Source organism: Streptomyces chartreusis NRRL 3882, assembly GCF_900236475.1.
Taxonomy (GTDB): Bacteria; Actinomycetota; Actinomycetes; order Streptomycetales; family Streptomycetaceae; genus Streptomyces; species Streptomyces chartreusis_D.
The window spans coordinates 5,028,684-5,055,320 of the sequence record NZ_LT963352.1; the positions used below are offsets into that span (position 1 = coordinate 5,028,684).

The window sequence follows — 26,637 nt, forward strand, 5'->3', positions numbered from 1 at the left end:
CACCGCCGTGCCCCGAGGGGAGCGCCCGTGTCCGATCCGACGTCCGTGATCGACGACCTGCGCGAGGAGAGCGAGCAACTCGACCGCCTCGTGGCCGGGTTGAGCACGCCGCGCTGGGCGCTCGCCACCCCCGCGCCCGGCTGGACCGTCGCCCACCAGATCGCCCACCTCGCCTGGACGGACCGCTCGGCCCTGCTCGCCGTCACGGACGCCGAGGGCTTCCGCGCCCTGGTCGAGAAGGCCCTCGCCGCACCGGGCTCCTTCGTCGACGAGGGCGCCGAGGAGGACGCCGGACTCCCGCCCGCCGACCTGCTCGCGCGGTGGCGCGACGGCCGTACGGCGCTGCAGGAGGCACTGCGGGCCGCGCCGCCCAAGGCGCGCTTCCCCTGGTACGGCCCACCCATGTCGGCCGCCTCCATGGCGACGGCCCGCCTTATGGAGACCTGGGCCCACGGCCAGGACGTGGCCGATGCCCTCGGTGTGGTGCGCCCACCCACCGACCGACTGCGGCATGTGGCCTGGCTCGGGGTACGGACCCGGGACTTCGCCTACGGTGTGCACGGGCTGACTCCGCCCGCCGAGCCCTTCCGCGTCGAACTCGACTCGCCCTCCGGTGACGTGTGGACGTACGGGCCCGAGGACGCCCCGCAGCGCGTCACCGGGCCCGCCCTCGACTTCTGCCTCCTGGTCACGCAGCGCGCCCACCGCGCCGACCTCGCGCTGCGCGCCGACGGCCCCGACGCCGACCGCTGGCTGGACATCGCCCAGGCCTTCGCGGGCCCGCCGGGCAGCGGCCGTGCGCCGAAGCCGAAGGGAGCAGCCGAGTGACCCGGGCGGCCCTCCGCATCGGCAACGCCTCCGGCTTCTACGGCGACCGCTTCGACGCCATGCGCGAGATGCTCACCGGCGGCGATCTGGACGTCCTCACCGGCGACTACCTCGCCGAGCTGACGATGCTCATCCTCGGCCGGGACCGGCTGAAGGACCCCGGCGCCGGATACGCACGGACCTTTCTGCGGCAGTTGGAGGACTGCCTGGGGCTCGCGCACGAGCGGGGCGTGAAGATCGTCACCAACGCCGGCGGGCTCAACCCGGCCGGACTCGCCGACGCCGTGAGGCACTTGGCCGACCGGCTCGGCGTCCCCGTACGCGTCGCACATGTGGCGGGCGACGACCTCACCGCCGCGTACCCCGGTGCCCTCGCCGCCCACGCCTACCTCGGCGGCTTCGGTATCGCGGCCTGTCTGCGGGCCGGCGCCGACGTCGTCGTCACCGGGCGGGTGACCGACGCGGCACTCGTCACCGGGCCGGCCGCCGCCCACTTCGGCTGGACCCCGGACGACCACGACCGGCTCGCGGGGGCCGTCGTCGCCGGGCATGTGCTGGAGTGCGGGGCGCAGGCCACTGGCGGCAACTACGCCTTCTTCCGGGACGGCGACGTCCGCCGCCCCGGCTTCCCGCTCGCCGAGCTCCACGAGGACGGCAGCTGCGTGATCACCAAGCACCCCGGCACCGGTGGCTTCGTCGACGTCGGCACCGTCACCGCGCAGTTGCTGTACGAGACGGCCGGGGCGCGGTATGCCGGGCCCGACGTCACCGCCCGGCTCGACACCGTGCGGCTCGGCCAGGACGGGCCCGACCGGGTGCGGATCGAGGGCGTGCGCGGTCAGGCGCCGCCGCCCACCCTCAAGGTCGGTCTCAACAGGCTCGGCGGCTTCCGCAACGAGGTCGTCTTCGTGCTCACCGGCCTCGACGTCGAGGCGAAGGCCGCCCTGGTGCGGGAGCAGATGGAACCCGTCCTCGGCAAGGCCGCCGACGTGCGCTGGGAGCTGGTGCGCACCGACCGGCCCGACGCCCCGAGCGAGGAGACGGCGAGCGCGTTGCTGCGGCTCGTCGTACGGGACCCCGACCAGGAGGCCGTCGGGCGGGCCCTGAGCGGGGCGGCCGTGGAGCTGGCGCTCGCCAGTTATCCCGGCTTCCATGTGCTGGCACCACCTGGAAAGGCCTCGCCCTATGGGGTCTTCGACGATGTGTACGTCCCCCACGGTGCCGTCGACCATGTCGCCGTCCTCCATGACGGACGCCGGGTCCCCGTGCCCCCGGCCCACGACACCGCCGTACTCGACGAGGCGCCCGAGCCGCCCCTGCCGGAGCCGTTGCCGTCCGGGCCGACCCGGCACGCCCCCCTCGGGCTCGTCGCGGGCGCCCGCAGCGGCGACAAGGGCGGCAATGCCAACGTCGGGGTGTGGGCCCGCACGGACGACGCCTGGCGCTGGCTCGCGCACGAGCTGACGGCCGACCGGTTCCAGGAGTTGATTCCCGAGAGCCGGCCACTGCAGGTCACCCGGCACGTCCTGCCCAACATCCGCGCCCTCAACTTCGTCGTCGAGGGCATCCTCGGCGTGGGCGTCGCCGCCCGGCACCGCTTCGATCCGCAGGCCAAGGCCCTCGGCGAATGGCTGCGCTCCCGCCACCTGGACATACCGGAGGCCCTGCTGTGACCGTCCTGACCTCCGCGCTCGACCCCGGCAGCCCCGACCACCGGGCCAACCGCGAGGCGATGCTCGCCAAGCTCGCCGACCTCGAAGCCGAGCACGCCAAGGCCCTCGCGGGCGGCGGCGAGAAGTACGTCGAGCGGCACCGCAAGCGCGGCAAACTCCTCGCCCGCGAACGCATCGAACTGCTCCTCGACCCCGACACGCCCTTCCTGGAGCTGTCCCCGCTGGCCGCCTGGGGCAGCGACTACGCCGTCGGTGCCTCCCTCGTCACCGGCATCGGTGTCGTCGAGGGAGTGGAATGCCTGATCACGGCCAACGACCCGACCGTGCGCGGGGGAGCGAGCAACCCCTGGTCGCTGAAGAAGGCCCTGCGCGCGAACGACATCGCCCTCGCCAACCGGCTGCCCTGCATCAGCCTGGTCGAGTCCGGCGGCGCCGACCTGCCGTCGCAGAAGGAGATCTTCATTCCCGGGGGTGCCGTGTTCCGGGACCTGACCCGGCTGTCCGCCGCCGGGATCCCCACCCTCGCGGTCGTCTTCGGCAACTCCACCGCCGGAGGCGCCTACATCCCCGGCATGTCCGACCACGTGATCATGGTCAAGGAACGGGCGAAGGTGTTCCTCGGCGGTCCGCCCCTGGTGAAGATGGCCACGGGGGAGGAGAGCGACGACGAGTCCCTCGGCGGGGCCGAGATGCACGCGCGCGTGTCGGGCCTCGCCGACCACTTCGCCGTCGACGAGCACGACGCGCTCCGGCAGGCCCGCCGGGTGGTCGCCCGCCTCAACCACCGCAAGGCGTACGGCGATCCCGGCCCGGCCGAGCCCCCCAAGTACGACGCCGACGAACTCCTCGGCATCGTCCCCGGCGACCTCAGGAGCCCCTTCGACCCGCGTGAGGTCATCGCCCGCATCGTCGACGCCTCCGACTTCGACGAGTTCAAGCCGCTGTACGGGCCCAGCCTGACCACCGGGTGGGCGGCCCTGCACGGCTATCCGATCGGCATCCTCGCCAACGCCCGAGGGGTCCTCTTCAGCGAGGAGTCCCAGAAGGCCGCCCAGTTCATCCAGCTCGCCAACCAGCGCGACATCCCGCTGCTCTTCCTGCACAACACCACCGGCTACATGGTCGGCCGGGAGTACGAGCAGGGCGGCATCATCAAGCACGGCGCGCTGATGATCAACTCGGTCAGCAACAGCCGCGTCCCGCACCTCTCGGTCCTCATGGGCGCCTCCTACGGCGCCGGCCACTACGGCATGTGCGGCCGGGCCTACGACCCCCGCTTCCTCTTCGCCTGGCCCAGCGCCAAGTCGGCCGTCATGGGCCCGCAGCAGCTCGCGGGGGTGCTGTCGATCGTCGCCCGCCAGTCGGCGGCGGCGAAGGGCCGGCCGTACGACGACGAGGCGGACGCCGCGCTGCGCGCCATGGTGGAGCAGCAGATCGAGTCCGAGTCGCTGCCGATGTTCCTGTCCGGGCGGCTCTACGACGACGGCGTCATCGACCCGCGCGACACCCGCACCGTCCTCGGCCTCTGCCTCTCCGCCATCCACACCGCCCCCTACGAGGGCGCGCGCGGCGGCTTCGGCGTCTTCCGGATGTGAGGGAACAGATGATTTCCACCCTGCTGGTCGCCAACCGGGGCGAGATAGCCTGCCGCGTCTTCCGCACCTGCCGCGAGCTGGGCATCCGCACGGTCGCCGTGCACTCGGACGCCGACGAGAACGCCCTCCACGCGCGCGTGGCCGACACGGGTGTACGACTGCCGGGAGCCGCGCCCGCCGACACCTACCTGCGCGGCGACCTGATCGTGAAGGCCGCCGTCGCGGCCGGAGCGGACGCCGTGCACCCCGGCTACGGCTTCCTCTCCGAGAACGCCGGCTTCGCCCGGGCCGTCCTGGACGCGGGCCTGGTCTGGATCGGACCGCCCCCGGACGCCATCGAGGCGATGGCGTCCAAGACCCGCGCCAAGCGGCTCATGGGACTGAAGCCCCTCACCGACGTCACCGAGGCCGACCTCCCGGTCCTGGTGAAGGCGGCGGCGGGCGGCGGCGGCCGCGGCATGCGGGTCGTACGGCACCTGGCGGACCTGGACGCCGAGTCGGCCGCCGCACGCGCCGAGGCGGCGAGTGCCTTCGGTGACGGCGAGGTCTTCGTCGAGCCGTACGTGGAGAACGGCCGCCACGTCGAGGTGCAGATCCTCGCCGACACCCACGGCACCGTCTGGCCGCTCGGCACCCGCGACTGCTCCCTCCAGCGCCGCCACCAGAAGGTCGTCGAGGAGGCCCCCGCACCCGGACTCTCCGCGGAACTCCGGGAGGAGCTGAGCGCCCTCGCCGTACGGGCCGCCCGAGCCGTCGACTACGTGGGCGCCGGCACGGTCGAGTTCCTCGTCGCCGACGGCAGGGCCCACTTCCTGGAGATGAACACCCGCCTCCAGGTCGAACACCCCGTGACGGAAGCGGTCTTCGGCCTCGACCTCGTCGCCGAGCAGATCCGCGTCGCCGAGGGTCACGCCCTCGAAAGCACCCCGCCACGCGCGCGTGGCTACGCCGTGGAGGCCCGCCTCTACGCCGAGGACCCGTCCCGCGACTGGTCCCCCCAGACCGGCCGCCTGCACCGCCTCGCCCTGAACGAGGGCATCCGCCTCGACACCGGCTACACCGACGGCGACGACATCGGCGTCCACTACGACCCCCTGCTCGCCAAGGCCGTGGCCCACGCCCCCACGCGCACGGAGGCCGTCCGCAAGCTCGCCTCCGCCCTGGAACGGGCCGTGATCCACGGCCCCGTCACCAACCGCGACCTCCTCGTCCGCTCCCTGCGCCACCCGGAGTTCACCGCGGCCCGCATGGACACCGGCTTCTACGACCGCCACCTGCCGGACCTGACCGAGCCGTCCCCCGACCCGCACGCCCCCCTGGCCGCCGCCCTCGCCGACGCCCAGGGCCGCTCCCGCTTCGGCGGCTGGCGCAACGTCCCCTCCCAGCCGCAGACCAAGCGCTACGCGATGGCCGGGGAGGAACACGAGGTCCACTACCGGCACACGCGCACGGGCCTGGAGGCGGACGGCGTACGGGTGGTACACGCGGACGCGCACCTCGTGGTCCTCGATGTGGACGGAGTACGGCGCCAGTTCGAGGTGGCCCGCTACGGCGATCAGGTCTACGTCAACTCCACCGCGCTGACGATCCTGCCCCGATTCCCCGACCCGACGCCCCAGCACGCCCCCGGCTCCCTCCTGGCCCCCATGCCGGGCACGGTCGTCCGAGTGGCCGACGGCGTCACCGCGGGCACACCCGTGAAGGCCGGGGACCCCCTCCTCTGGCTGGAGGCGATGAAGATGCAGCACAAGATCGCGGCACCGGCCACGGGAACGCTGACCGCGTTGTCGGTGGTACCCGGACAGCAGGTGGAGCCGGGCATGGTCCTGGCGGTTGTGTCGGAGACCTGAGGGGCGCGGGGAAGTGCTCGACCAGCCACGTACGGCCCGCACCCGAAAGGACACCCGTGGACACCGAAGACCACAAAGCCCTACGCCAAGCCGTGTCCGCACTCGGCAAACGCCACGGCCGACCACACGACCCCGCCCGACTCTGGTCCGAAGCAGGCAGACTGGGCTACCTCGGCGTCAACCTCCCCGAGGAGTACGGAGGAGGCGGCGGAGGCATCTCCGAACTCTCCATCGTCCTCGAAGAGCTCGGCGCAGCCGGCTGCCCCCTCCTCATGCTGGTCGTCTCACCGGCCATCTGCGGCACGGTGATCGCCCGCTTCGGCACGGACGCCCAGAAACAACAGTGGCTCCCCGCCCTGGCAGACGGCTCCCGCCTCATGGCCTTCGGCATCACCGAACCCGACGCCGGCTCCAACAGCCACCGCATCACCACCACGGCTCGAAAAGACGGTACGGACTGGATCCTCACCGGCCGCAAGGTCTTCATCTCCGGCGTCGACATCGCGGACGCCACCCTCATCGTCGGCCGCGCCGAAGACGCCCGCACCGGCCGCCTCAAGCCCTGCCTCTTCATCGTCCCGCGCGACGCACCCGGCTTCACCCGCCGCCCCATCGACATGGAACTCCACGCCGCCGAGAAGCAGTTCGAACTGACGCTGGACGGCGTACGGCTGCCCGCCGACGCACTCGTCGGCGACGAGGACGCGGGGCTGCTCCAGCTCTTCGCCGGCCTCAACCCAGAGCGCATCATGACGGCCGCCTTCGCGATCGGCATGGGCCGCCACGCCCTCGCGAAAGCCGTGGCGTACGCCCGCGACCGACAGGTCTGGAACACCCCCATCGGCGCCCACCAGGCCATCGCCCACCCGCTGGCCCAGGCGCACATCGACCTCGAACTCGCCCGCCTGATGATGCAGAAGGCGGCCCGTCTCTACGACGCCGGCGACGACATGGGCGCCGGTGAGGCCGCCAACATGGCGAAGTACGCGGCGGGGGAGGCCTGTGTGAAGGCCGTGGACCAGGCCGTGCACACCCTCGGCGGCAACGGCCTCACCCGCGAGTTCGGTCTCGCCTCGCTGATAACGGCCGCGCGCGTGGCTCGTATTGCCCCGGTCAGCCGGGAGATGATTCTCAACTACGTCTCCCACCAGACCCTGGGCCTGCCCAAGTCGTACTGAGACGGCCCGCGCGCGAGGAGGAACCATGTTCCGCAGCGAGTACGCAGACGTCCCGCCCGTCGAACTGCCCATCCACGACGCCGTCCTTGCCCGGGCCGCGGAGTTCGGCGACATCCCGGCGCTGATCGACGGCACCGACGGCACCACCCTCTCGTACGAGCAGGTGGACCGGTTCCACCGGCGCGTCGCCGCCGCCCTCGCCGAGGCCGGGGTGCGCAAGGGCGACGTCCTCGCCCTGCACAGCCCCAACACCATCGCCTTCCCGACCGCCTTCTACGCCGCCACGCGCGCGGGAGCCACCGTCACCACCGTGCACCCGCTCGCCACCGCCCAGGAGTTCGCCAAGCAGCTGACGGACTCGGCGGCCCGCTGGATCATCACCGTCTCACCGCTGCTCGACATCGCCCGCCGGGCCGCCGAACTCGCGGGCGGCGTACGCGAGATCTTCGTGTGCGACAGTGCGACCGGACACCGCTCCCTGATCGACATGCTGGCCTCCGCCGCCCCGGAGCCGCAGGTGGCCATCGACCCCGCGGAGGACGTGGCGGCCCTGCCGTACTCCTCCGGGACCACCGGCACGCCCAAGGGCGTGATGCTCACGCACCGGCAGATCGCCACCAACCTCGCCCAGCTCCACCCGGCGATACCCGCCGGACCGGGAGACCGGGTTCTGGCGGTTCTGCCCTTCTTCCACATCTACGGCCTCACGGCCCTGATGAACGCGCCCCTGCGGCAGGGCGCCACCGTCGTCGTCCTGCCCCGCTTCGACCTGGAGCAGTTCCTCGCGGCTGTCCAGAACCACCGCATCACCGCCCTGTACGTGGCCCCGCCGATCGTGCTCGCCCTCGCCAAACACCCGGCCGTCGCGCAGTACGACCTGTCGTCCCTGAAGTACGTCATCAGCGCCGCCGCACCCCTGGACGCCCGGCTCGCCGCCGCCTGCTCCGAGCGGCTCGGCCTGCCGCCCGTCGGTCAGGCCTACGGCATGACGGAACTGTCGCCCGGCACGCACGTCGTCCCGCTCGACGCGATGCGCGACGCCCCTCCCGGCACCGTCGGCAGACTCATCGCCGGCACCGAGATGCGCATCGTCTCCCTCGACGACCCCGGCAAGGACCTCCCCGCCGGTGAGTCCGGCGAGATCCTCATCCGCGGTCCCCAGGTCATGAAGGGCTACCTCGGCCGCCCCGACGCCACCACCGCCATGATCGACACCGACGGCTGGCTGCACACCGGCGACGTCGGCCAGGTGGACGAGGACGGCTGGCTGTTCGTCGTCGACCGCGTCAAGGAACTCATCAAGTACAAGGGCTTCCAGGTGGCCCCCGCCGAGCTGGAGGCCCTGCTGCTCACCCACCCGGGCATCGCCGACGCCGCCGTGATCGGCACGTACAACGACGACGGCAACGAGATCCCGCACGCGTACGTGGTCCGGCAGCCGGCCGCCACCGACCTCTCCGAGGCGGAGATCATGATGTACGTCGCCGAACGCGTGGCCCCCTACAAGCGGATCCGGCACGTCACCTTCATCGACGGCGTCCCCCGCGCGGCCTCCGGCAAGATCCTGCGCCGACAGCTCAGGGAGCGCGCATGACTCTGATCGGCAGGGCACGCGCGCGTGCCGTGCAGACCCTCACCCTCGACTCGCCCCACAACCGCAACGCCCTGTCGGCGGCCCTCGTCGGCGAACTGGCCGACGCGCTCGCGGACGCCGGCCAGGACACCGGCGTCCGCGCGGTGGTCCTGACCCACACCGGGAACACCTTCAGCGCGGGCGCGGACCTCAAGGATCCGCCGCCCCCCGAGGCGCTGGTCGCACTGCTCCGCCGGATCATCGAACTGCCCAAGCCGGTCGTCGCCCGGGTCACCGGCCACGTCCGCGCGGGCGGTCTCGGCCTGCTGGCCGCCTGCGACATGGCGGCCGCCTCCACCGAGGCCACGTTCGCCTTCACGGAGGTCCGCATCGGCGTCGCCCCCGCGGTCATCTCCCTGCCGCTGCTGCCGCGCACGGACCCGCGCGCCCTGTCCCGCTACTACCTCACCGGCGAACGCTTCGATGCCGCGGAGGCCACCGCGACCGGCCTGCTCACCACCCACGCCGACGACGTCGACACCGCACTGGCCCCCATCCTCGACGGCCTGCGCAGATCCGCCCCCGACGCCCTCACCGAGACGAAACGGCTGCTCACGGCTAGGGTGCTGGAAGCCTTCGACCGGGACGCGGCCGGCCTGACCGCGCTCTCGGCCCGGCTGTTCTCCTCCGCGCAGGCCCGCGAGGGGATGACGGCCTTCCTCGAACGACGGGATCCGGCATGGGTGGTGTGAGGACATGGGCGGTGTGAGCACGGTCGACCGCGCGGAGCGGGTCCCCAAGCAGGACCGCAGCCGTGCCACCCGGCAGCGGCTCCTGGAAGCCGCCGTGTCCTGCCTCGCCGAACACGGCTGGGCGGGATCCACCGTCTCCGTCGTCGCCGAACGCGCCGGCGTCTCCCGCGGCGCAGCCCAGCACCACTTCCCGACCCGGGAGGACCTCTTCACGGCGGCCGTCGAGTACGTCGCCGAGGAACGCTCCACGGCCCTGCGCGCCCTGTTCCCCGAGGGCGCGGCCGGAGACCGGCACGCGGTCGTCGCGGCCCTGGTCGACCTCTACACGGGACCGCTGTTCCGCGCGGCCCTCCACCTCTGGGTGGCCGCCTCCAACGAGGACCAGCTGCGTGCCCGCGTCACCGAGCTCGAATCCCGCGTGGGCCGCGAGACCCACCGCATAGCCGTCGACCTCCTGTCCGCCGACGAATCCGTCCCCGGCGTCCGCGAAACCGTCCAGGGCCTCCTCGACATGGCCCGCGGCCTGGGCCTCGCCAACCTCCTCACGGACGACGCGGCACGCCGCGACCGGGTGGTCGAGCAGTGGGCGGGGCTGCTGGAAGGGGCGCTGGGCAGCCGCTAGGGACTGAGCCGCTCCACGCGCCAGCTCCCGTCGGCCCGCTCCACGTACCGCAACCGGTCGTGCAGCCGGTTCTCGCGGCCCTGCCAGAACTCCACCGTCTGGGGGGCCACCCGGAAACCGCCCCAGTGCGGGGGCACGGGGACCTGCTCGCCCTCGGGATAGCGGGCGGCCAGTTCGGCGTAGGCGCCGTCGATGTCGGCCCGGGTGGCGATCACCGAGGACTGGGCGCTGGCCCAGGCGCCCAGCTGCGATCCGTGCGGGCGGGTCCGGAAGTACGCCGCCGTCTCGTCCCGCCCGGTACGCCGCGCGACCCCGGTCACGATGACCTGCCGGGCCATCGGATGCCAGGGGAACAGCAGCGAGACGTACGGGTTCTCCGCCAGGTCACGGGCCTTGCGGGAGTCGTAGTTCGTGTAGAAGACGAAGCCCTGCTCGTCGAAGTGCTTCAGCAGCACCGTGCGGGAGCTGGGGCGGCCCTCGGCGTCGGCCGTCGAGACGATCATGGCGTTCGGCTCGAACAGCCCGCCGTCCGTCGCGGCCTGTTTGAACCAGCGCGCGAACTGCTCGACGGGGGTGGCGGCCAGCTCGTTCTCGGAGAGGCCCTCGGCCCGGTACTGCTTGCGCATCGAGGCCAGGTCGAAGGGGACGGCGTCGCGGTCGGTCACCCGGTCATCTTGCCGTATGGACGGTGTCCTTCGTCACTGCCTGGCACTGAGTGCCGTGAACCCTCCCCAACGGTGGCACTCGGGGATATCGTTTCCGTGCCGTTCCGGTTGGGTGACCGCCAGCCGTACGGGGCATCACAGGGGGAGACCGGCCAGGACCGCGAGTCGCCGTAGGTGACCGTGGATCCTCCGGACGGCCGCCCGCTTCGCAAGCTGACTGACACATGGTTCGTCGTCCCACCCCACATCACACCATCTGTCACTTACATCACGAGGAGCCGCCTGATGTCCGACTTCGTACCCGGGCTCGAGGGAATCGTCGCGTTCGAGACGGAGATCGCCGAGCCGGACAAGGAGGGCGGCGCACTCCGGTACCGGGGCGTCGACATCGAGGACCTCGTCGGCCACGTCTCCTTCGGCAACGTCTGGGGCCTGCTCGTCGACGGCGCGTTCAACCCCGGCCTGCCGCCCGCCGAGCCGTTCCCCATCCCCGTCCACTCCGGCGACATCCGCGTCGACGTGCAGTCGGCCCTGGCCATGCTGGCGCCCGTGTGGGGCCTGAAACCCCTCCTGGACATCGATGCCGAGCAGGCCCGCGAGGACCTGGCCCGGGCGGCCGTCATGGCACTGTCCTACGTCGCCCAGTCGGCACGCGGCCAGGGCCTGCCGATGGTCCCGCAGCGCGAGATCGACAAGGCCCACTCCGTCGTCGAGCGCTTCATGATCCGCTGGCGCGGCGAGCCGGACCCCAAGCACGTGGCGGCGGTGGACGCGTACTGGACGAGCGCCGCGGAACACGGCATGAACGCGTCCACGTTCACGGCGCGGGTCATCGCCTCGACGGGCGCGGACGTGGCGGCGGCCCTGTCCGGAGCGGTCGGCGCGATGTCGGGCCCCCTCCACGGAGGCGCCCCCTCCCGCGTCCTGCACATGATCGAGGAGATCGAGCGCACGGGCGACGCGGAGGCCTACGTCAAGCAGACCCTCGACAAGGGCGAACGCCTCATGGGCTTCGGCCACCGCGTCTACCGCGCCGAGGACCCGAGGGCGAGGGTCCTGCGCCGCACGGCCCGCGAACTGGGCGCACCGCGCTTCGAGGTCGCCGAGGCCCTGGAGAAGGCGGCCCTGGCGGAACTCCACGCCCGCCGCCCCGACCGGGTCCTCGCCACCAACGTCGAGTTCTGGGCAGCGATCGTCCTGGACTTCGCCGAGGTCCCGGCCCACATGTTCACGTCCATGTTCACCTGCGCCCGCACGGCCGGCTGGTCCGCCCACATCCTCGAACAGAAGCGCACGGGCCGCCTGGTCCGCCCCTCGGCCCGCTACACGGGTCCGGGCTCCCGCGACCCCCGGGAGATCGAGGGCTACGAGGACATCGCCCACTGATCCGTCTCCCACACGGCCCCACCCGGCTCCGGGTGGGGCCGCCCGCCCCTCTCACCCCGTGAGCCGGTCCAGCTCCTGCCCGATCGCCTCCCGCACCGGGTCGTGCCGCGCCCCGAGCGCATGGCGCTCCGCGCTCCACATCTCCCGCGGATAGAGCCACACCGGCATCCGCACGAGATCCCCGGGCTCCCAGTCGTACCGCGGCCACACATGCGCGTGCAGGAACCCGTCGGCGTTCCCGAGAATCTCCAGATTGACCCGCCGAAAGCCCGACTCGATCCGCCGGCAGGCCCGCTCGACGGCCTCCCCCAGACGCGCCATGTCCTCCAGAAACGCCGTCCGCCTGCTCCGCGGCAGCTCCGACAGTCGCTCCACCAAGGGGTCATCGGTCAGCAACACCGAGTAACCAGGCAGAAACTGCACATCGCCGATCACCGCGAACCCGGCGTCCAGCCTCCGCATCACGGTCGGATTCTCGCCCCGCAGAGCGCTGCCGATCCGATCGTCGCGCCACTCGCTCGCCACCATCGCCCCCCGGAAAACGCAGACGACCCGCGAGCCTGGTCCTCCTGAGGAGGAGCCGGCCGGACGTACCGGCGACTCGCGGGTCGGGTGACTGCTGGAGATTGGGCCGGCTGCACGTTTCGCTCACGTGCTGGTCCGGCACCGCACTGTGTGTGGTGCCGGGCCGCTAGCCCGCAGCCACCTCACGCGTCCGGTTCTCATACATCTGCCGAACCACCTCCCTTCTCGTGTACCTGGAACCCTAGGAAACCGTCCGGCCCCGGATCAACTGTTTTTCTGAGACCTTGACCCCATGACGCAGCGACAGGCGATTCTCAGCGGTTCGGTGTTCGAGGAGCGGATCGGGTACGCCCGGGCCGTGGTGGACGGGGACTGGGTGCACGTGTCGGGGACGACCGGCTTCGACTACGCGGACATGACGATCTCCGACGACGTCGTGGAGCAGGCCGAGCAGTGTCTGCGGAACATAGGTGCCGCGCTGGAGGAGGCGGGGTGCTCGTTCGCGGACGTCGTGCGGGTGCGGTACCTGCTGCCGGATCGCGAGGACTTCGAACCGTGCTGGCCGGTGCTGCGGAAGTGCTTCGGTGAGGTGCGGCCGGCCGCGACGATGTTGGTGTGCGGGCTGGCGGACCCCCGGATGAAGATCGAGATCGAGGTGTACGCCCGCCGCGGGAGTGGTACTGGGGGTGTGTCGTCGATCGGCTGAGTCCGCGGCGGGCCGCTCTCCGGGGCGTTGACGTGGGGATCGCCGCCGTACAACGATTCCTTCAATGTTGTGGGAACTTGGTGTGCGCTGGGTCACGTTCCAGTTGAATGATTGCAAGTAGCGAACCGACGTGCCGTACGTGCGGACGCAGCCTGCAGGGGGTCCAGGTGAGTGCTTCCCGGCGTAGTGGGACCACCGACGAGCTGGGGCCGGACGAGCCCGAGCGGGACGGTTCGGACGGCTCGGATCTGCTCGCCGCGCTGCTGGACGGTATGGACGCGGCGCTGTGCGCCTTCGGCGCCGACGGGGTCGTGACGCACTGGAACCGCGAGGCCGAGCGGATTCTGGGATGGAGCGCGGACGAGGCCGTGGGGCGGCGGGGCCTCGCCGGGTGGGCCGTGCGCAGCGCGGACGCCGAGGAGGTCGAGGCGCGGCTGCTGTCCGCCATGCACGCGCCGGGGCGCCAGGTCCACGAGTTCGCGCTGCTGACGAAGGACGGCGGGCGGGTGCTCGTACGGATGCAGTCGGCGGCCGTGCGAGGACCTGACGGCAAGCCCGCGGGTGTGTACTGCGCCTTCAGCGAGGTGCACGTGCAGATCGATCTGGAGCGGTCGATCGCCCTCAGCGAGGCGCTGTTCGAGGACGCCAGCTGGGGTGTCGTGCTCGTGGACGTCGACCTGCGGCCCGCCGTGGTGAACGCGCACGCGGCCCGGGCGCTGGGCACGGGGCGCACGTCCGTGCTCGGGCGGCCGCTCGGGGAACTGCTCGCGCAGGGCGTGGAGGAACTGGAGAGCGCGCTTCAGCACGTGCTGGCGGAGGGTGCGCCGCCCGCGCCCGCCGAGGTGTGGGTGACGGTGCGCACGCCCGAGGGGGAGCGCCGGCGGTGCTGGCGCAGCGGTTTCCTGCGGCTGGCCTCGCCGCTCGCGGAGGAGCCGGTTCCGCTGGGCGTCGGCTGGCTGTTCCAGGACGTGACGGAGGCCAAGCAGACCGAGCAGGAGGCATCACTGCTGCGGTTCCGTACGCAGCAGCTGCACCGGGCGTCGCGGGCCGCCGCCGAGTGTGAGGACCCGGCGGAGGCCGCGACCGTCCACCTGGACTTCGCCCTGGCCGGTTTCGCCGACCACGCGCTGATCGACCGGGTGGCCGGAGGCGCGCTCACCGACGGTGAGAACGAGGGGCCGGTGCGGCTGGTGCGGGTCGCCGCGACGCCCTCCGGCGCGCCGGGCCCGAGCAAGCTCGCCGACCGCGCGGGCCTGCCCGTGCGGTACGCCGAGGCGCATCCGGCCGTGCAGTGCGTGGAGCGGGTCGGTGCGCTGCGGGCGAGCGCGGGCACGGTCCCGCCGGAGCAGGCCCGGGAGTGGGCCCTGGCCCGCCAGTGGCCGCCGGACGCCGTGCACGCCCTGTGCGCGGTGCTGCGCAGCCGGGGGCGGACGCTGGGTGTCGTGACGTTCCTGCGGGGCGCGGGGCGCAGCGCCTTCGAGCGGTCCGACGCGATGTATGCGGAGGACGTGGCGGTACGGATCGCCGCGTCGCTGGATCTCGCCGGGTTGTCGGACGAGGAGTGAGGGCGCGCCGACGCCCGTGGCGCCTCAGCGCCGCCGGAACACGTCAGTGCCGCTTGAACATGTCAGTGCCGGTAGAAGATCCGGTCCCGGTACTCCTCCATGACCCGTGCGTTCCAGTCATGCCCCCCGTCGACGTTCCCGGAGCGCAGGAGCGGGGGCTCCACGCCCCGGTCGGCGAGCGTGGCGGCCGTGGTCGCCATGACGGCCTGGAGGAGGGCCGAGGTGACGACCGTGGAGGCGGGGGCGAAGGGGGCGGGCACGTCGTCGTGGGTGAGTTCCGCGTCGCCGACCGCGATCTTCGAGTCGAGGACGAGATCGCAGTGGTCCTTGAGATACGTCCCCGAGGCGTGCCGCGACTTCGTCTCCGAGGCGTACGCCACCGACGTCACGCCGATGACCTGCACGCCCAGGGCGCGCGCGTGCAGGGCCATCTCCACGGGGAGGGCGTTGCGCCCCGAGAGGGAGATGATCAGCAGGGCGTCGCCCGCGCGGAGCGGGGAGCTGTCCAGGACGGCGCTCGCGAGGCCGTCGACGCGTTCCAGCGCGGAGCCGAGCGGCGCGGGCATGACGTCGACGCCGACGACTCCCGGCACGGCGAGCAGGTTCATCAGGGCGAGACCGCCGGCGCGGTAGACGAGGTCCTGCGCGGCGAGGGAGGAGTGCCCGGCGCCGAAGGCGAACAGACGGCCGCCGTTCTCGACGGTGTCGGCGAGGAGCGTCCCGGCCGCCGCGATGCTGTCGGCCTCCTCGTCGCGGACCCGCCGCAGCAGGCCGATCGCGGCGTCGAGGAACCGGCCGGCCGGCGCGCGCTCGCTCATACGGAGTCCCTTCGGGCTGACCTGGGGCGGGTGTCGCGCATCACGGTGCGGTCTGGACCAGTGCGGTGTCAATACGGCCGTGAAAGGCCCGGCGGAGCCGGGAAAAGCCCGGCGGGGCCGGGAGAGCGCTCGTTGCGGTTGTGAAAGGCTCCGTCGTACCCCGCCGCGGGCCCGGATAACCTCCGCTTTCCCTCCCGCGGCACGGTTGTCGGTGGTATCCGGCAGAATTGGGTGCAGGGCCAGCGCACACGCCGGTGAGCCGTCCAGCCTCCGGCAGATCTCATTCGAGGGGCACGTATGTCCGGACTGATCGACACCACGGAGATGTATCTCCGCACCATCCTCGAGCTGGAGGAAGAGGGTGTGGTCCCCATGCGCGCCCGTATCGCCGAGCGGCTGGACCAGAGCGGGCCGACGGTCAGCCAGACCGTGGCCCGGATGGAGCGCGACGGCCTGGTGTCCGTCGCCAGCGACCGGCACCTGGAGCTCACCGACGAGGGCCGTCGTCTCGCCACGCGCGTGATGCGCAAGCACCGCCTCGCCGAGTGTCTGCTCGTCGACGTGATCGGTCTGGAGTGGGAGCAGGTCCACGCCGAGGCGTGCCGCTGGGAGCACGTGATGAGCGAGGCCGTGGAGCGCCGCGTCCTGGAGTTGCTGCGGCACCCGACGGAGTCGCCGTACGGCAACCCGATCCCGGGGCTGGAGGAGCTCGGCGAGAAGGACGGCGCCGACCCGTTCCTGGACGAGGGCATGGTGTCGCTGGCCAGCCTCGACCCGGGCGCCGAGGGCAAGACGGTCGTGGTGCGCCGGATCGGCGAGCCGATCCAGACGGACGCGCAGCTGATGTACACGCTGCGGCGCGCGGGCGTGCAGCCCGGCTCGGTGGTGAGTGTGACGGAGTCGGCGGGCGGTGTGCTGGTCGGCAGCGGTGGCGAGGCGGCCGAGCTGGAGTCGGACGTCGCCTCCCACGTGTTCGTCGCCAAGCCCTGATCCCGGCCCGGAACCGGTCTCGGGGTGGTCGCCAACTCCCGTTGCGGGTGGGGCGGTTGTGGCGTTGGCGTGATCCCGTCGGATCCATGATTCAGTCCGTCGAATGGCAGCGCTCGCGGGCTTCCCGTGCGACGCTGTCGCGTGAGGCATATGACCTGAGGGCTCTTGGCCGCGGTTCGACAGCGATGTCGTCCGGCCGGGGAGGGGGCGGAAGGATGTGCCGTGGAGACGTGGAGGGCCCCGGCGCCGCGTGGCGCCGGGGCCTGTCCTCCCCTGTGCTGACCCGGAGCCCCGAGCTCTCAGGGTCATTCCCCGCGGACCGGTTTCCCCGAGCGGTCCGCCCCCCGCTGAAGATCTCCCCTCGGTCGAGGCGATCAATCCTTGGGGGTGGTCACTCGAACGAGGGGTGTTGTCCGCGAGAACGGCCTCCTCGAATGGCCATTCGATAATCTGCGGGTGACGTACCCACCGGAATGTGCGCTACAGGGATGTGCACTCCGGCAGGAACCACGAGGAACGGCAACAGGCACGGCAGGCAGAACACGGTTCACAGGACCGACCGGCCCGAGACGGCCACGGTCCGCGCGAAGCTTGGGGGGTGCCAGGACATGGCGCGACGCATCGACGTGACCGGGACGGGCGGCGTACGCCTCGCGGCCTGGGAGTTCGGCGACCCGCCCAAGACCGATCCAGCCGGATCCGATCCAGCGCGGGACGTGCCGGACGGCTCCCCGGGCGTGCTGTTACTGCACGGTCTCATGGGCCGCGCCTCGCACTGGGCGTCCACCGCCCGCTGGCTCTCCGCCCGGTACCGAGCGGTCGCCCTGGACCAGCGCGGCCACGGCCGTAGCGACAAGCCCCCGCAGGGCTCCTTCACCCGTGACGCCTACGTCGACGACGCCGAGGCCGCTCTCGAACAGCTCGGCCTCGCCCCGGTCGTCCTCATCGGCCACGCCATGGGCGCGCTGACCGCCTGGCAGCTCGCCGCCAAGCGCCCCGACCTGGTCCGTGGCCTGATCATCTGCGACATGCGGGCCTCCGCCCTCGGTGCCGCGTCGCAGCGCGAGTGGGACCAGTGGTTCAAGTCCTGGCCGCTGCCCTTCGCCACGCTCGCCGACGTCCGCAAGTGGTTCGGCGAGGACGACCCCTGGGTGGAGCGGCCCAACCCGGCCCGCGGCGAGTTCTACGCCGAGGTGATGGCCGAGTCCCCGGACGGCTGGCGTCCGGTCTTCGACCCGGAGCAGATGCTCCGCTCCCGCGAGACGTGGGTGTACGACGCGCACTGGGAGGAGCTGGCCCAGGTCCGCTGCCCCGCCCTGGTGGTGCGCGGCCTCGACGGCGAGCTGGGCCGGGCCGAGGCCCAGGAGATGGTCCGCGTCCTGCCCCGCGGCCAGTACGCGGAGGTCGCCGACGCCGGCCACCTCGTCCACTACGACCAGCCGGAGGCCTGGCGGGCGGCGATCGAACCGTTCCTGGACGCCCTGAGCGCCGACTGACGCCCCTGGGGGTGTTTCGGAAGCCCCCTGGTCACCCCTTGCTGACCGCCGTCAGGATCTCCGGCAACCGCCGGGCCGTCTGCGGAGCGGCGAACCGCAGTCCCACCGCCGTGAGCGCCGCCGCGTACCCCGCGCCCACCGGCAGCAGCAGCCACGTCGAGTCGTCGCCCCCGGCGCTCACGTTCAGCCAGATCGTGAGCGCGATGACCGGCGCGCACAGCAGGGCGGCGGCGATCATCCCGCCGAAGATGGAGATCCAGGCGAGCCCGGCCTGCCCGGGGGCGACGTTCTTGTGGCCCTCCTGCGGAATGGAGTAGGGGAAGCGGGCCGAGGTCCACGCCCCGGTCGCGAGCATCGCGCCGAGCAGCGCGAAGGACAGCCCCAGCGCCTCGGGCAACCGCCGCCAGTCGCCGAGCACGGCGGTCGTCACGACGGTGACGAGCGTGGCGTACGGCAGGGTGATCAGCAGCAGGGCCAGGGCACGGGCGCGCAGCTCGACGTAGGCGTCGCGGGTCGACGAGATCGTCATCGCGACCATCCAGAACGCCGAGGTGTCCTGCCCGAACTGGTTGTACATCTGGATGCCGAGCATCCCGGCGGCGAAGCAGGCGAAGTACACGGACCCGGTGCCCTGCCAGGCGTTGAACACCGGCACGATCAGCCCGATGGCCAGCGACGTCACCCAGGCCGCCTTGGTCTTGGGGTCGCGCCACACGTACCGCAGGCTGCGCTCCATGACCGTCCCCGTACGGCCCGCGGGCAGCAGCCGTCCGAGCCCGCTGGACGTCCGCTCGCGGGCGGCCGTCCCGGCGGCCGGCAGCGTCGACCCGTCGGGCGAGGTCATCAGCCGGGTCAGATGCCGTGACCACACGGCGAGCAGCGCGGCCAGCGCGCCCGCCGTCAGCGCCAGTTGCGCGAGGGCGAGACCGTACGATCCCTCGCCCACCGCGTGCACGGCCCCGATGGCCGACGCGGGCGGCACCCACCGGAGCACGTCCGCCGCCGGGTCGAGCTCGCCCAGGCCGGACGCCCCGAGCCGCTGCGCGCCGAAGTTGACGACCTGCGCCCCGATCGCGATGACGAGCCCGCTCAGCACGGCGAGGTCCCGCCCCTTGCGGCTGGTCAGCAGCCGTACGTTGGCGGCGGCGACGGCCCGCGCGAGAGCCACGCACACCAGCAGCGCCAGGACGACCGCGACCACGCCCACCGCGAACGCCGCCCCGCCCCGGGCCACCGCGACCACGGAACCGATCAGCAGGCACAGCGTGAACAGCGGCCCGATACCGACCAGCGACGCCACGAGCAGGGCCCGCACCAGCGGCCGGGGCCGCAGCGGCAGCATCACCAGCCGGGTCGGATCCAGCGTCTCGTCGCCGCTGGGGAAGAACAGCGGCATCACCGCCCAGCCGAGCCCCAGCACCGCCGCCGCCAGCACGACCAGCGACTCGACGTGCGCGTGCCCGCGCAGCGCGATCAGGCCGATCAGTTGCAACGCGGCGAACAGCAGAGCACAGACGGCCGACGCGATGTAGGCGGCCTTACGGCCCCCGGACTGCCGCAGCCCGTTGCGCAGCAGCGACAGCTTCAGCCGTACGAAGACGGGGGTGATCGTGGAGTCGCTCACCGGGACCCGCCGCCCAGCCAGTCGAGATCGGACCCGGCGTCCCGGCTCTGCGCCCCGACGAGCTCCAGGAACGCCCGCTGCAACGAGGGCGCGTCACCCCGCACTTCCGCCAGCGTCCCGTGCGCGCGGATCCGTCCGGCGGCCATCACGGCCACCCAGTCGCACAGCGACTCGACGAGCTCCATGACGTGGGAAGAGAACACGACCGTGGCGCCGGAGGCGGTGTACCGCTCCAGGACGCCCCGGATGGTCTGGGCGGAGACGGGGTCGACGCCCTCGAACGGCTCGTCCAGGAACAGCACTTCGGGATTGTGGAGGAGAGCCGTGGCGAGGCCGATCTTCTTTCGCATGCCGGTCGAGTAGTCGACGACGAGCTTGTGCTGGGCGCCCGCCAGATCGAGGACGTCGAGGAGCTGCGTGGCCCGCTTGTCGACCTCGGCACCGGGCAGTCCGCGCAACCGCCCGGTGTACGCCAGCAGTTCCCGCCCGGACAGCCGCTCGAACAGCCGCAGCCCCTCCGGCAGCACCCCGATCCGCGCCTTCACCTCGACGGGGTCCCGCCACACGTCGTGCCCGACCACCTCGACGGTCCCGTGGTCGGGCCGGAGCAGCCCGGTCACCATCGACAGGGTGGTGGTCTTCCCGGCCCCGTTCGGCCCGACAAGCCCGATGAACTTGCCCGCGGGCAACTCCAGGTCGACCCCGGCAACAGCGACCTGCTGCCCGAACCGCTTCCAGAGCCCCTGCACACGCACAGCGCTGGATCCCACCGCGTCTCCCTCCGTCACCTTGAACCCTACGGTGGCGTTCTTCAGGGGCGCGGGGAACTGCGCGATCAACCACACACAACCAGCAGTCGCCGCACACCAGCGACCAGGCAGACGAACAGGCGCGGCTACCGATCCCGGCCGCACGCATAGGCCAACGGCGAGATCAACTCCTCCGCATCCGGCAGCCACCGATTCGCGGGCGTAGGCCGGCAGGCCCACTGCACAGCTCCGCGCGACCCGAACCGCGTGGGCGGCGCAGCCACGTACCCACCCTCGCCCAGCACCGTCAGATCCAGCGACGACAACGACCAGCCCAGCTTCCGCACCAGGTCAGGCACCTTCACGGACGCCCCCGGCAGCACGAAGAACTCCATCCGCCGATCCGGCGTGAGCGTCACCGGCCCCAGCGTCAGCTCCATCCGCTCCATCCGCGCCAGGGCGAGGAACCCGGCGGTCTCCGGCACGGAAATCGCGTCGAACGTACGCCCCGTCGGCAGCAGGATCGACGCCGTCGGCTGCTTCTGCCACATCCGCCGTGCCACGGTCGCGCTGCCCGTCGCCTGCGTCGCCCAGTCCGGGCGCGCCGGGTGCGATCCCGGGGCCGGACACGCGGCGTCACCGCAGGAGCAGCGCTGGGCGCCGTCGACGGCTTCCAGCCAGGTGCCGGGGAACACGTCCCAGTGGCGCTCCTCGGCGTAGCGGACAGCGGTCTCCAGCAGCGATTCCCCGCGCTGCTTCGGGATCTGAGCGGCTTCGGTGCCGGCGATCGTCTCTTCCACGATGAACACAACTCCGGTCGTCACCAGGGGTTACGCCCGCCCGCGTGCGCGGGGAGGAGCATCGCCCTTGTCGTCGGGGCGCATGGGTGCATGTGCGGGGGCGCGCAGGAGGATCCGTGGCCGGAGCTGGGTAGCCACGAGTGGGGCCGGCAACAGCCGTTACCCCGGCAATCCTCACATGCCTCGCATTTTCGCCTGGTCGGCGGGGCATTGATCTTCACGGCCGGATCTTTTCGCCGGGACGCGAGGGACCCGGCCGCGGAAGACACGTCAACTCGGTGCGTGGGCAGGCACCGCAGCCACAGGGGGTACGCCATGGCCGCAAGGCCGCTCGTCGCCAGGCAGCCGAACGAACGGCTCCAGGCGCTCATCCAGGAAGCCGGATGCTCCAACGCCGGCCTCGCCCGCCGGGTCAACATGTGCGGTGCCGAGCACGGCCTCGACCTGCGCTACGACAAGACGTCGGTGGCGCGCTGGCTGCGCGGGCAGCAGCCGCGAGGACGGGCCCCGGCGATCATCGCCGAGGCGCTCGGCCGCAAGCTCGGCCGTACGGTCACGATCGACGAGATCGGCATGGCCAACGGCAAGAACCTCGCCTCGGGCGTGGGTCTGCAGTTCTCGCCGACGGTACTGGGGGCCATCGAGCAGGTCTGCGAGCTGTGGCGCAGTGACGTGGGGCGGCGGGACTTCCTGTCCGGCTCCTCCGTCGCCGCGTCCGCGCTGGTCGAGCCCAGCCGTGACTGGCTGATCTCCGCACCCGACGGCCAGGTGTCGCGCTCGGCCGGGCCGCGGGTCGGGCAGTCCGACGTGCAGGCGGTGCGGGCCATGACGCAGGCGCTGGTGGATCTCGACCACCAGTACGGCAGCGGGCACGTGCGGCCGGTCGTCGTGCACTACCTCAACAGCGTCGTCTCGGGGCTGCTGGCGGGGTCGTACCGGGAGGCGGTCGGGCGGGACCTGTTCGCGGCGGTGGCCCGGCTGACCGAGCTCGCCGGGTACATGGCCGTGGACACCGGGCAACCGGGCCTGGCCCAGCGCTACTACATCCAGGCGCTGCGGCTCGCCCAGGCGGCCGGGGACCGGGGCTACGGCGGGTACGTGCTCGCCGCCTCCATGAGCCATCTCGCCGCGCAGCTCGGGAACCCGCGGGAGATCGCGCAGTTGGCGCGGGCGGCGCAGGAGGGGGCGCGGGGGCGCGTGACGCCGCGTGCGGAGTCGATGTTCCACGCGGCGGAGGCGCGCGGGCACGCCCTGATGGGCGACGCGCGCGCCGCCCAGTCCTGCGCCGGGCGGGCGGTGAGCGCCCTGGAGGCGGCCGACCCGGCCGCCGGGGACGACCCGGCGTGGATCGGGCACTTCGACGAGGCCTATCTCGCCGACGAGTTGGCCCACTGCCACCGGGATCTCGGGCAGGCCGAGGCGGCGGCGCGGTGCGCGCAGGAGTCGCTGGCCGGGCATCCCGAGACGCGGGCCCGCCGCCGGGCCATCGGTTATGTGCTGTTGGCCACGGCACAGGTGCAGCAGCGCGAGATCGAAGAGGCGTGCAGTACGGGCATGAAGGCCGTCGAACTCCTGGAGGGGCTGCGCTCCAACCGGGGGGCCGAGTATCTGGAGGACTTCCAGCAGCGGCTGGAGCCGTACCGGGACGAGGCGGTGGTCAGGGAGTTCGGGGCGCGGCTGGACCTTCAGGCGGCGGCGTGAACACAGGGTCGGCGCATGCGTGAACGTGAGGAAAACGGCGGCTTGGCGCGCGGGAGGTGACATGAGCAGCGAGCCGTGACCCGGTTTTGTTACCGCGCTCACAGGGCAGGAGGTCACGTCCTGTGCTGCGTGGCACGGGGCTCAGGGGACCCGGTAGCGTGACCCGACGATTCACAAGGTCCCCCATTAGTAGGAGTCCCGGTGACGCAGAGTGGACAGGGCGAGGAGCCCTCGGCGCGCCCCGCGCGCGAAGGCATCGTGCTGCCCTCCGACGGTGGCGAGCCCCTGCTGCCGGGCATGACGGGCGGACGCGGTGACGCGCCCGCCGGCCGCCGGTCCGGCCAGACCCCGGCCTCGGCTCCCGCCGAGGGCCAGACCTGGGGCCAGCCCTGGGGGCCCGACCAGCAGACCCCGCCCGCGCAGCCGGGCCAGAGCTGGCAGTCCCCGCCGCCCCAGCAGTGGACGGAGCCACCGGCCTGGGACGCCCAGCACCCCGCCCCCGGCACACCGGGCCCGGGCGCGCTGCCCCCCGAGGGCGCCCAGTCCCCGAACCCGTACGCCGGCTCCTACGGCGCGCCCGCCGACGGCGCACAGTACGGCGCTCCTGCGGGCCGAGCCCCGCTGCCTCCGGAGGGCGCGGGCGGCCGGCCGCCGCAGCAGCACGACGCGTACGGGTCACCTGCCGGAGGCGCGCCCTCCGGCACGTACGGGCCCGCCGGCACGGGCGGTTCACACCAGCAGGGCGCCGACGCGTACAACTCCCCTGCCGGGTCACCGGGCCCCCAGGGGCCCGGCGGGTACGGGAACGGGCCCGCCGGAGGGCAGCAGCCGCAGCAGTCCGGCGCGTACGGGAACGGGCCCGCCGGGGGGCAGCAGCCGCAGCAGACCGGTGCCTATGGGACCGGCCCCGCCGGGGGGCAGCAGCCGCAGCAGGCCGATGCCTACGGGAACGGCCCCGCGGGCGGGCAGCCGCCGCAGCAGTCCGACGTCCACGGGTCTCCCGCCGGAGGCGCGCCCTCCGGTGCGTACGGGCCTGCCGGTGGGCAGCTGCCCCGGCAGAGTGACGCGTACGGGTCCGTCGCCGCGGGTGGCCCGCAGCCGCCGGCCTCCGGCGGACACGGCGCCGCTGCCGGACGTGCCCCCCTGCCCCCGGCCGTCGACGAGGGGGCGACCCAGTATCTGCCGCCCGTCGCCGCCACCCCGGCCGACGAGGGGGCGACGCAGTACATACCCCCGGTGGGCCCGGGCGCGCTGCCGCCCGAGATGCCCGCCGAGCAGGACTCCGAGGCGACGCGGTTCCTGGGGACCGGGCCGTTGCCGCCCGCCTCGAACCCGGACGCCGAGGCGACGCAGTACATCGCGCCGGTGCCAGGCGGTGGCCAGCAGCCGCCCGCAGGGTTCGAGAACCTCTTCCGCAGCGAGCACGGCGCCGAGAGTCCGGCCGCGGCCACCCAGCAGATGCCCCGCTTCGAGCAGCCGCAGTCCCACCCCCAGCCCTCCTACGCGCCGCCCGGCGGCGGCCAGTCCGACGGCCGCTCCGGCCGCGGTGGCCGGAGCGGCTCGCGCGTGCCGGTCATCGCGGCCGTCGGCATCGGCATCGCCGTCCTCGGCGTCGGCGCCGGCGCGCTGCTCGCCGGTGGCGGAGGCGGTGACGACAGCGGTGACAACAACAAGACCGTGGCCGCCTCGGCGCCCGCGACGGACGGTTCCGCCTCGCCGTCCGCCGACCCGGCCCGCGCGCAGGCGGTCGAGCTGGACAAGCTGCTCGCCGACAGCGGCAACAGCCGCAGCACCGTGATCAACGCGGTGGCCGACGTCAAGGGCTGCGACAACCTCGCCCAGGCCGCCAAGGACCTGCGCGACGCGGCCAAGCAGCGCAACCAGCTGGTCACCCGGCTCTCCGGCATCACGGTCGACAAGCTGCCCGACCACGCCGCGCTGACCACCGCCCTCACCAAGGCGTGGCAGGCCTCGGCCTCGGCCGACAACCACTACGCGGCCTGGGCCGACCAGACCGCAGGCAAGAAGGGCTGCAAGAAGGGCCAGGCCCGCGTCACCGGCCAGACGCAGGCCGGCAACCGGGCCAGCGGGGTGGCGAGCGCCGAGAAGACCAAGGCGGCCCAGCTGTGGAACGGCATCGCGAAGAAATACGGCCTGACCGAGCGGCAGCCGACGCAGCTGTGAGTGCTCCCGGCCGGGCGTGAACTGCTGAGCCGGGCTCAGTAGTTCACGTCGGCGTTCTGCAGCGTCCTCGTCGTGTCGACGAAGCCCTTCCGCGCCGACACCAGCCGTCCCTGCCGCACCACCTGGAGGGTCACGTTGGCGTTGACCAGGCGCGGGAATCCGACGGAGGCGAGCTTGTCCTGGAAGCGCCACTGAAGCGTCGGCGTGAGCCCGCCCGTGCTGATCCTGAGGCCGTCGTCGAGGGCCTCCGTGACCGTGTCGGCGGTCACCTCCCCGTCGCCGAGCGACTCGACGATCTTGCGGAACACGGTGTAGGCGATCCAGGTGGTCTGCACTCCGGCGTCCGCGGGGTCGATGCGGTTGTCGTCGAAGGCCTCCTCCTTGATCACCCGCTTCATCGCGTCCCAGCGGGGATCGCTCTCCACCGGGTACCAGCCGGTGATGTACGAGCCTTCGTACGGACCCGACGCCCCGCCGGTCGCGTCGATCACCGTCTGGTCGACGCTGCCGAGCACGGTGGCCGTCCGTACGTCGGGATAGTCCTCGCGGGCCCGGCGGAAGGAGTCCATGAAGGTGCCGTTGCGGTCCCCGAGCGCGGGCACCACACACCCCCTGTCCACCGGGTCGGTGGTCGTCGTCTCCAGCGCCCGCTGGGCCTGGCCGTCGTACTCGGTGGCGTCCTCCGCCGCCCGCTGGTCCCTCGCGGGCCTGTGCCCGCCCGCCTTCAGGCCGGAGTCGAGCAGCGGGGGAAGCTGGTCGCCCGCGATGGTGTCGGGCCGGATCAGCGCCACGGGCCCGCAGCCGTCGGCGAGCGCGCTGCCGAGCCCGGCGAGCAGCGCGGGCTGGCCGCCGTTGACGGGGTAGGACAGGGGGCTGGTGAACTCGGCGTTGGTGACGCCGTAGCCGCCGATGTACGGGATGCCCGCGCCCTCCAGGGACGGGAAGAAGGAGTCGGCGTACTGGCTGTAGGATCCTACGACCGCGACGACGTTCTCCTTGGCGGCCCGCCGGGCGCACTTGGCGGCGGCCACGCTGTCGTTGTGGTCGTTGCAGGTCAGCACGTCGAGCTTGCGGCCGTTGATCCCGCCGTTGGCGTTGACCCAGCGGGCGTAGGCGCGTGCGAGGGCGGGCATGCCGGGTTTGTTGGTGGCCTTGGTGTCCTGCGGCGCCCAGGTCATGACGGTGATCGGGTCGTCCCCGGCATCCCCCGTGGTGCCGGGGACCACCCCGCAGCCGGCGAGGAGCGACGCGCACGCGACCGCCGTGCCCGCGGAGAGGACGCCGGTTCTGGCGTGACGGGTGAGGAGGCCGGGGAGGAATGTGCTGCGGTTGCGTCGCCTGCCGGTCATGGCTCTGC

Annotated in this window: 22 protein-coding genes; 15 read left to right on the plus strand and 7 right to left on the minus strand. The window is 72.6% G+C overall.

The features are described 5' to 3' along the window. Positions 1-27: 27 nt before the first annotated feature. The 8 genes from SCNRRL3882_RS22790 to SCNRRL3882_RS22825 are packed head-to-tail and all read left to right on the plus strand — an operon-like array spanning position 28 to position 10,071. Positions 28-828, plus strand: coding sequence for a TIGR03084 family metal-binding protein (locus SCNRRL3882_RS22790; RefSeq protein ID WP_010035813.1), 801 nt, complete (start codon positions 28-30; stop codon positions 826-828). Beyond that, complete coding sequence (locus SCNRRL3882_RS22795; protein WP_010035811.1) at positions 825-2,501, plus strand: acyclic terpene utilization AtuA family protein; 1,677 nt, start codon at positions 825-827, stop codon at positions 2,499-2,501. The genes SCNRRL3882_RS22790 and SCNRRL3882_RS22795 overlap by 4 nt, the downstream gene beginning before the upstream one ends. Beyond that, positions 2,498-4,096, plus strand: coding sequence for an acyl-CoA carboxylase subunit beta (locus SCNRRL3882_RS22800; protein WP_010035809.1), 1,599 nt, complete (start codon positions 2,498-2,500; stop codon positions 4,094-4,096). The genes SCNRRL3882_RS22795 and SCNRRL3882_RS22800 overlap by 4 nt, the downstream gene beginning before the upstream one ends. Before the next feature lie 8 nt (positions 4,097-4,104). Then, a complete protein-coding gene (locus SCNRRL3882_RS22805; RefSeq protein ID WP_010035808.1) occupies positions 4,105-5,946 on the plus strand; it encodes an acetyl/propionyl/methylcrotonyl-CoA carboxylase subunit alpha in 1,842 nt (613 codons plus the stop codon). A gap of 56 nt (positions 5,947-6,002) precedes the next feature. Beyond that, entirely contained in the window at positions 6,003-7,124 is a 1,122-nt protein-coding gene (locus SCNRRL3882_RS22810; protein WP_010035807.1) for an acyl-CoA dehydrogenase family protein, read from the plus strand. Positions 7,125-7,149: 25 nt separating this feature from the next. Beyond that, entirely contained in the window at positions 7,150-8,718 is a 1,569-nt protein-coding gene (locus tag SCNRRL3882_RS22815; RefSeq protein WP_010035806.1) for a 4-coumarate--CoA ligase family protein, read from the plus strand. Beyond that, positions 8,715-9,449, plus strand: coding sequence for an enoyl-CoA hydratase family protein (locus SCNRRL3882_RS22820; protein WP_010035803.1), 735 nt, complete (start codon positions 8,715-8,717; stop codon positions 9,447-9,449). The genes SCNRRL3882_RS22815 and SCNRRL3882_RS22820 overlap by 4 nt, the downstream gene beginning before the upstream one ends. 4 nt (positions 9,450-9,453) lie before the next feature. Then, the gene (locus tag SCNRRL3882_RS22825; protein WP_010035802.1) at positions 9,454-10,071 is read left to right on the plus strand and encodes a TetR/AcrR family transcriptional regulator; all 618 of its coding nucleotides are present in this window, start codon (positions 9,454-9,456) and stop codon (positions 10,069-10,071) included. Here the strand turns inward: SCNRRL3882_RS22825 and pdxH are convergent. Further along, positions 10,068-10,736, minus strand: a complete 669-nt coding sequence (gene pdxH, locus SCNRRL3882_RS22830; protein WP_010035799.1) for a pyridoxamine 5'-phosphate oxidase — start codon at positions 10,734-10,736, stop codon at positions 10,068-10,070. The two genes, SCNRRL3882_RS22825 and pdxH, sit on opposite strands and share 4 nt — an antisense overlap. A gap of 285 nt (positions 10,737-11,021) precedes the next feature. On the opposite strand from pdxH, the gene SCNRRL3882_RS22835 reads away from it, so the two are divergent. Continuing rightward, complete coding sequence (locus SCNRRL3882_RS22835; RefSeq protein ID WP_010035796.1) at positions 11,022-12,122, plus strand: citrate synthase 2; 1,101 nt, start codon at positions 11,022-11,024, stop codon at positions 12,120-12,122. Between the two features lie 51 nt (positions 12,123-12,173). Here SCNRRL3882_RS22835 and SCNRRL3882_RS22840 read toward each other — a convergent pair whose 3' ends face one another. Then, positions 12,174-12,650, minus strand: coding sequence for an HIT family protein (locus SCNRRL3882_RS22840; protein WP_010035794.1), 477 nt, complete (start codon positions 12,648-12,650; stop codon positions 12,174-12,176). Between the two features lie 289 nt (positions 12,651-12,939). Between SCNRRL3882_RS22840 and SCNRRL3882_RS22845 the strand changes: the two genes are divergently transcribed. Next, positions 12,940-13,353 carry a RidA family protein gene (locus SCNRRL3882_RS22845; protein WP_010035792.1) on the plus strand — a complete coding sequence of 138 codons (414 nt, stop codon included), beginning with the start codon at positions 12,940-12,942 and terminating at the stop codon, positions 13,351-13,353. A 167-nt stretch (positions 13,354-13,520) separates the two neighbouring features. Continuing rightward, complete coding sequence (locus SCNRRL3882_RS22850) at positions 13,521-14,918, plus strand: PAS domain-containing protein (protein ID WP_010035784.1); 1,398 nt, start codon at positions 13,521-13,523, stop codon at positions 14,916-14,918. Positions 14,919-14,980: 62 nt separating this feature from the next. Here the strand turns inward: SCNRRL3882_RS22850 and SCNRRL3882_RS22855 are convergent, their stop codons facing one another. Continuing rightward, on the minus strand, positions 14,981-15,736 hold the full coding sequence (locus SCNRRL3882_RS22855; RefSeq protein ID WP_010035782.1) for an SIS domain-containing protein: 756 nt from the start codon (positions 15,734-15,736) through the stop codon (positions 14,981-14,983). 297 nt (positions 15,737-16,033) lie between these two features. Between SCNRRL3882_RS22855 and SCNRRL3882_RS22860 the strand changes: the two genes are divergently transcribed. After that, the gene (locus SCNRRL3882_RS22860; protein ID WP_010035781.1) at positions 16,034-16,726 is read left to right on the plus strand and encodes a metal-dependent transcriptional regulator; all 693 of its coding nucleotides are present in this window, start codon (positions 16,034-16,036) and stop codon (positions 16,724-16,726) included. Positions 16,727-17,334: 608 nt separating this feature from the next. After that, the gene (locus SCNRRL3882_RS22865; protein ID WP_010035779.1) at positions 17,335-18,222 is read left to right on the plus strand and encodes an alpha/beta fold hydrolase; all 888 of its coding nucleotides are present in this window, start codon (positions 17,335-17,337) and stop codon (positions 18,220-18,222) included. 31 nt (positions 18,223-18,253) lie between these two features. On the opposite strand, the gene SCNRRL3882_RS22870 is transcribed toward SCNRRL3882_RS22865, so the two are convergent. From SCNRRL3882_RS22870 to SCNRRL3882_RS22880, 3 genes are all read right to left on the minus strand, one after another. After that, positions 18,254-19,846 carry a hypothetical protein gene (locus tag SCNRRL3882_RS22870; RefSeq protein WP_010035772.1) on the minus strand — a complete coding sequence of 531 codons (1,593 nt, stop codon included), beginning with the start codon at positions 19,844-19,846 and terminating at the stop codon, positions 18,254-18,256. Next, positions 19,843-20,634 carry an ABC transporter ATP-binding protein gene (locus SCNRRL3882_RS22875; protein WP_029180890.1) on the minus strand — a complete coding sequence of 264 codons (792 nt, stop codon included), beginning with the start codon at positions 20,632-20,634 and terminating at the stop codon, positions 19,843-19,845. Before SCNRRL3882_RS22875 ends, SCNRRL3882_RS22870 begins: the two co-directional genes overlap by 4 nt. 107 nt (positions 20,635-20,741) lie before the next feature. After that, entirely contained in the window at positions 20,742-21,404 is a 663-nt protein-coding gene (locus tag SCNRRL3882_RS22880) for a bifunctional DNA primase/polymerase (protein ID WP_010035765.1), read from the minus strand. 306 nt (positions 21,405-21,710) lie between these two features. Between SCNRRL3882_RS22880 and SCNRRL3882_RS22885 the strand changes: the two genes are divergently transcribed. Both SCNRRL3882_RS22885 and SCNRRL3882_RS22890 read left to right on the plus strand, forming a co-directional pair. Next, the gene (locus tag SCNRRL3882_RS22885) at positions 21,711-23,096 is read left to right on the plus strand and encodes a transcriptional regulator (RefSeq protein WP_010035764.1); all 1,386 of its coding nucleotides are present in this window, start codon (positions 21,711-21,713) and stop codon (positions 23,094-23,096) included. A gap of 201 nt (positions 23,097-23,297) precedes the next feature. Beyond that, on the plus strand, positions 23,298-25,280 hold the full coding sequence (locus tag SCNRRL3882_RS22890) for a hypothetical protein (RefSeq protein WP_010035763.1): 1,983 nt from the start codon (positions 23,298-23,300) through the stop codon (positions 25,278-25,280). Positions 25,281-25,315: 35 nt separating this feature from the next. Here SCNRRL3882_RS22890 and SCNRRL3882_RS22895 read toward each other — a convergent pair whose 3' ends face one another. Then, positions 25,316-26,629, minus strand: coding sequence for an ABC transporter substrate-binding protein (locus SCNRRL3882_RS22895; RefSeq protein WP_010035761.1), 1,314 nt, complete (start codon positions 26,627-26,629; stop codon positions 25,316-25,318). Between the last annotated feature and the right edge of the window lie 8 nt (positions 26,630-26,637).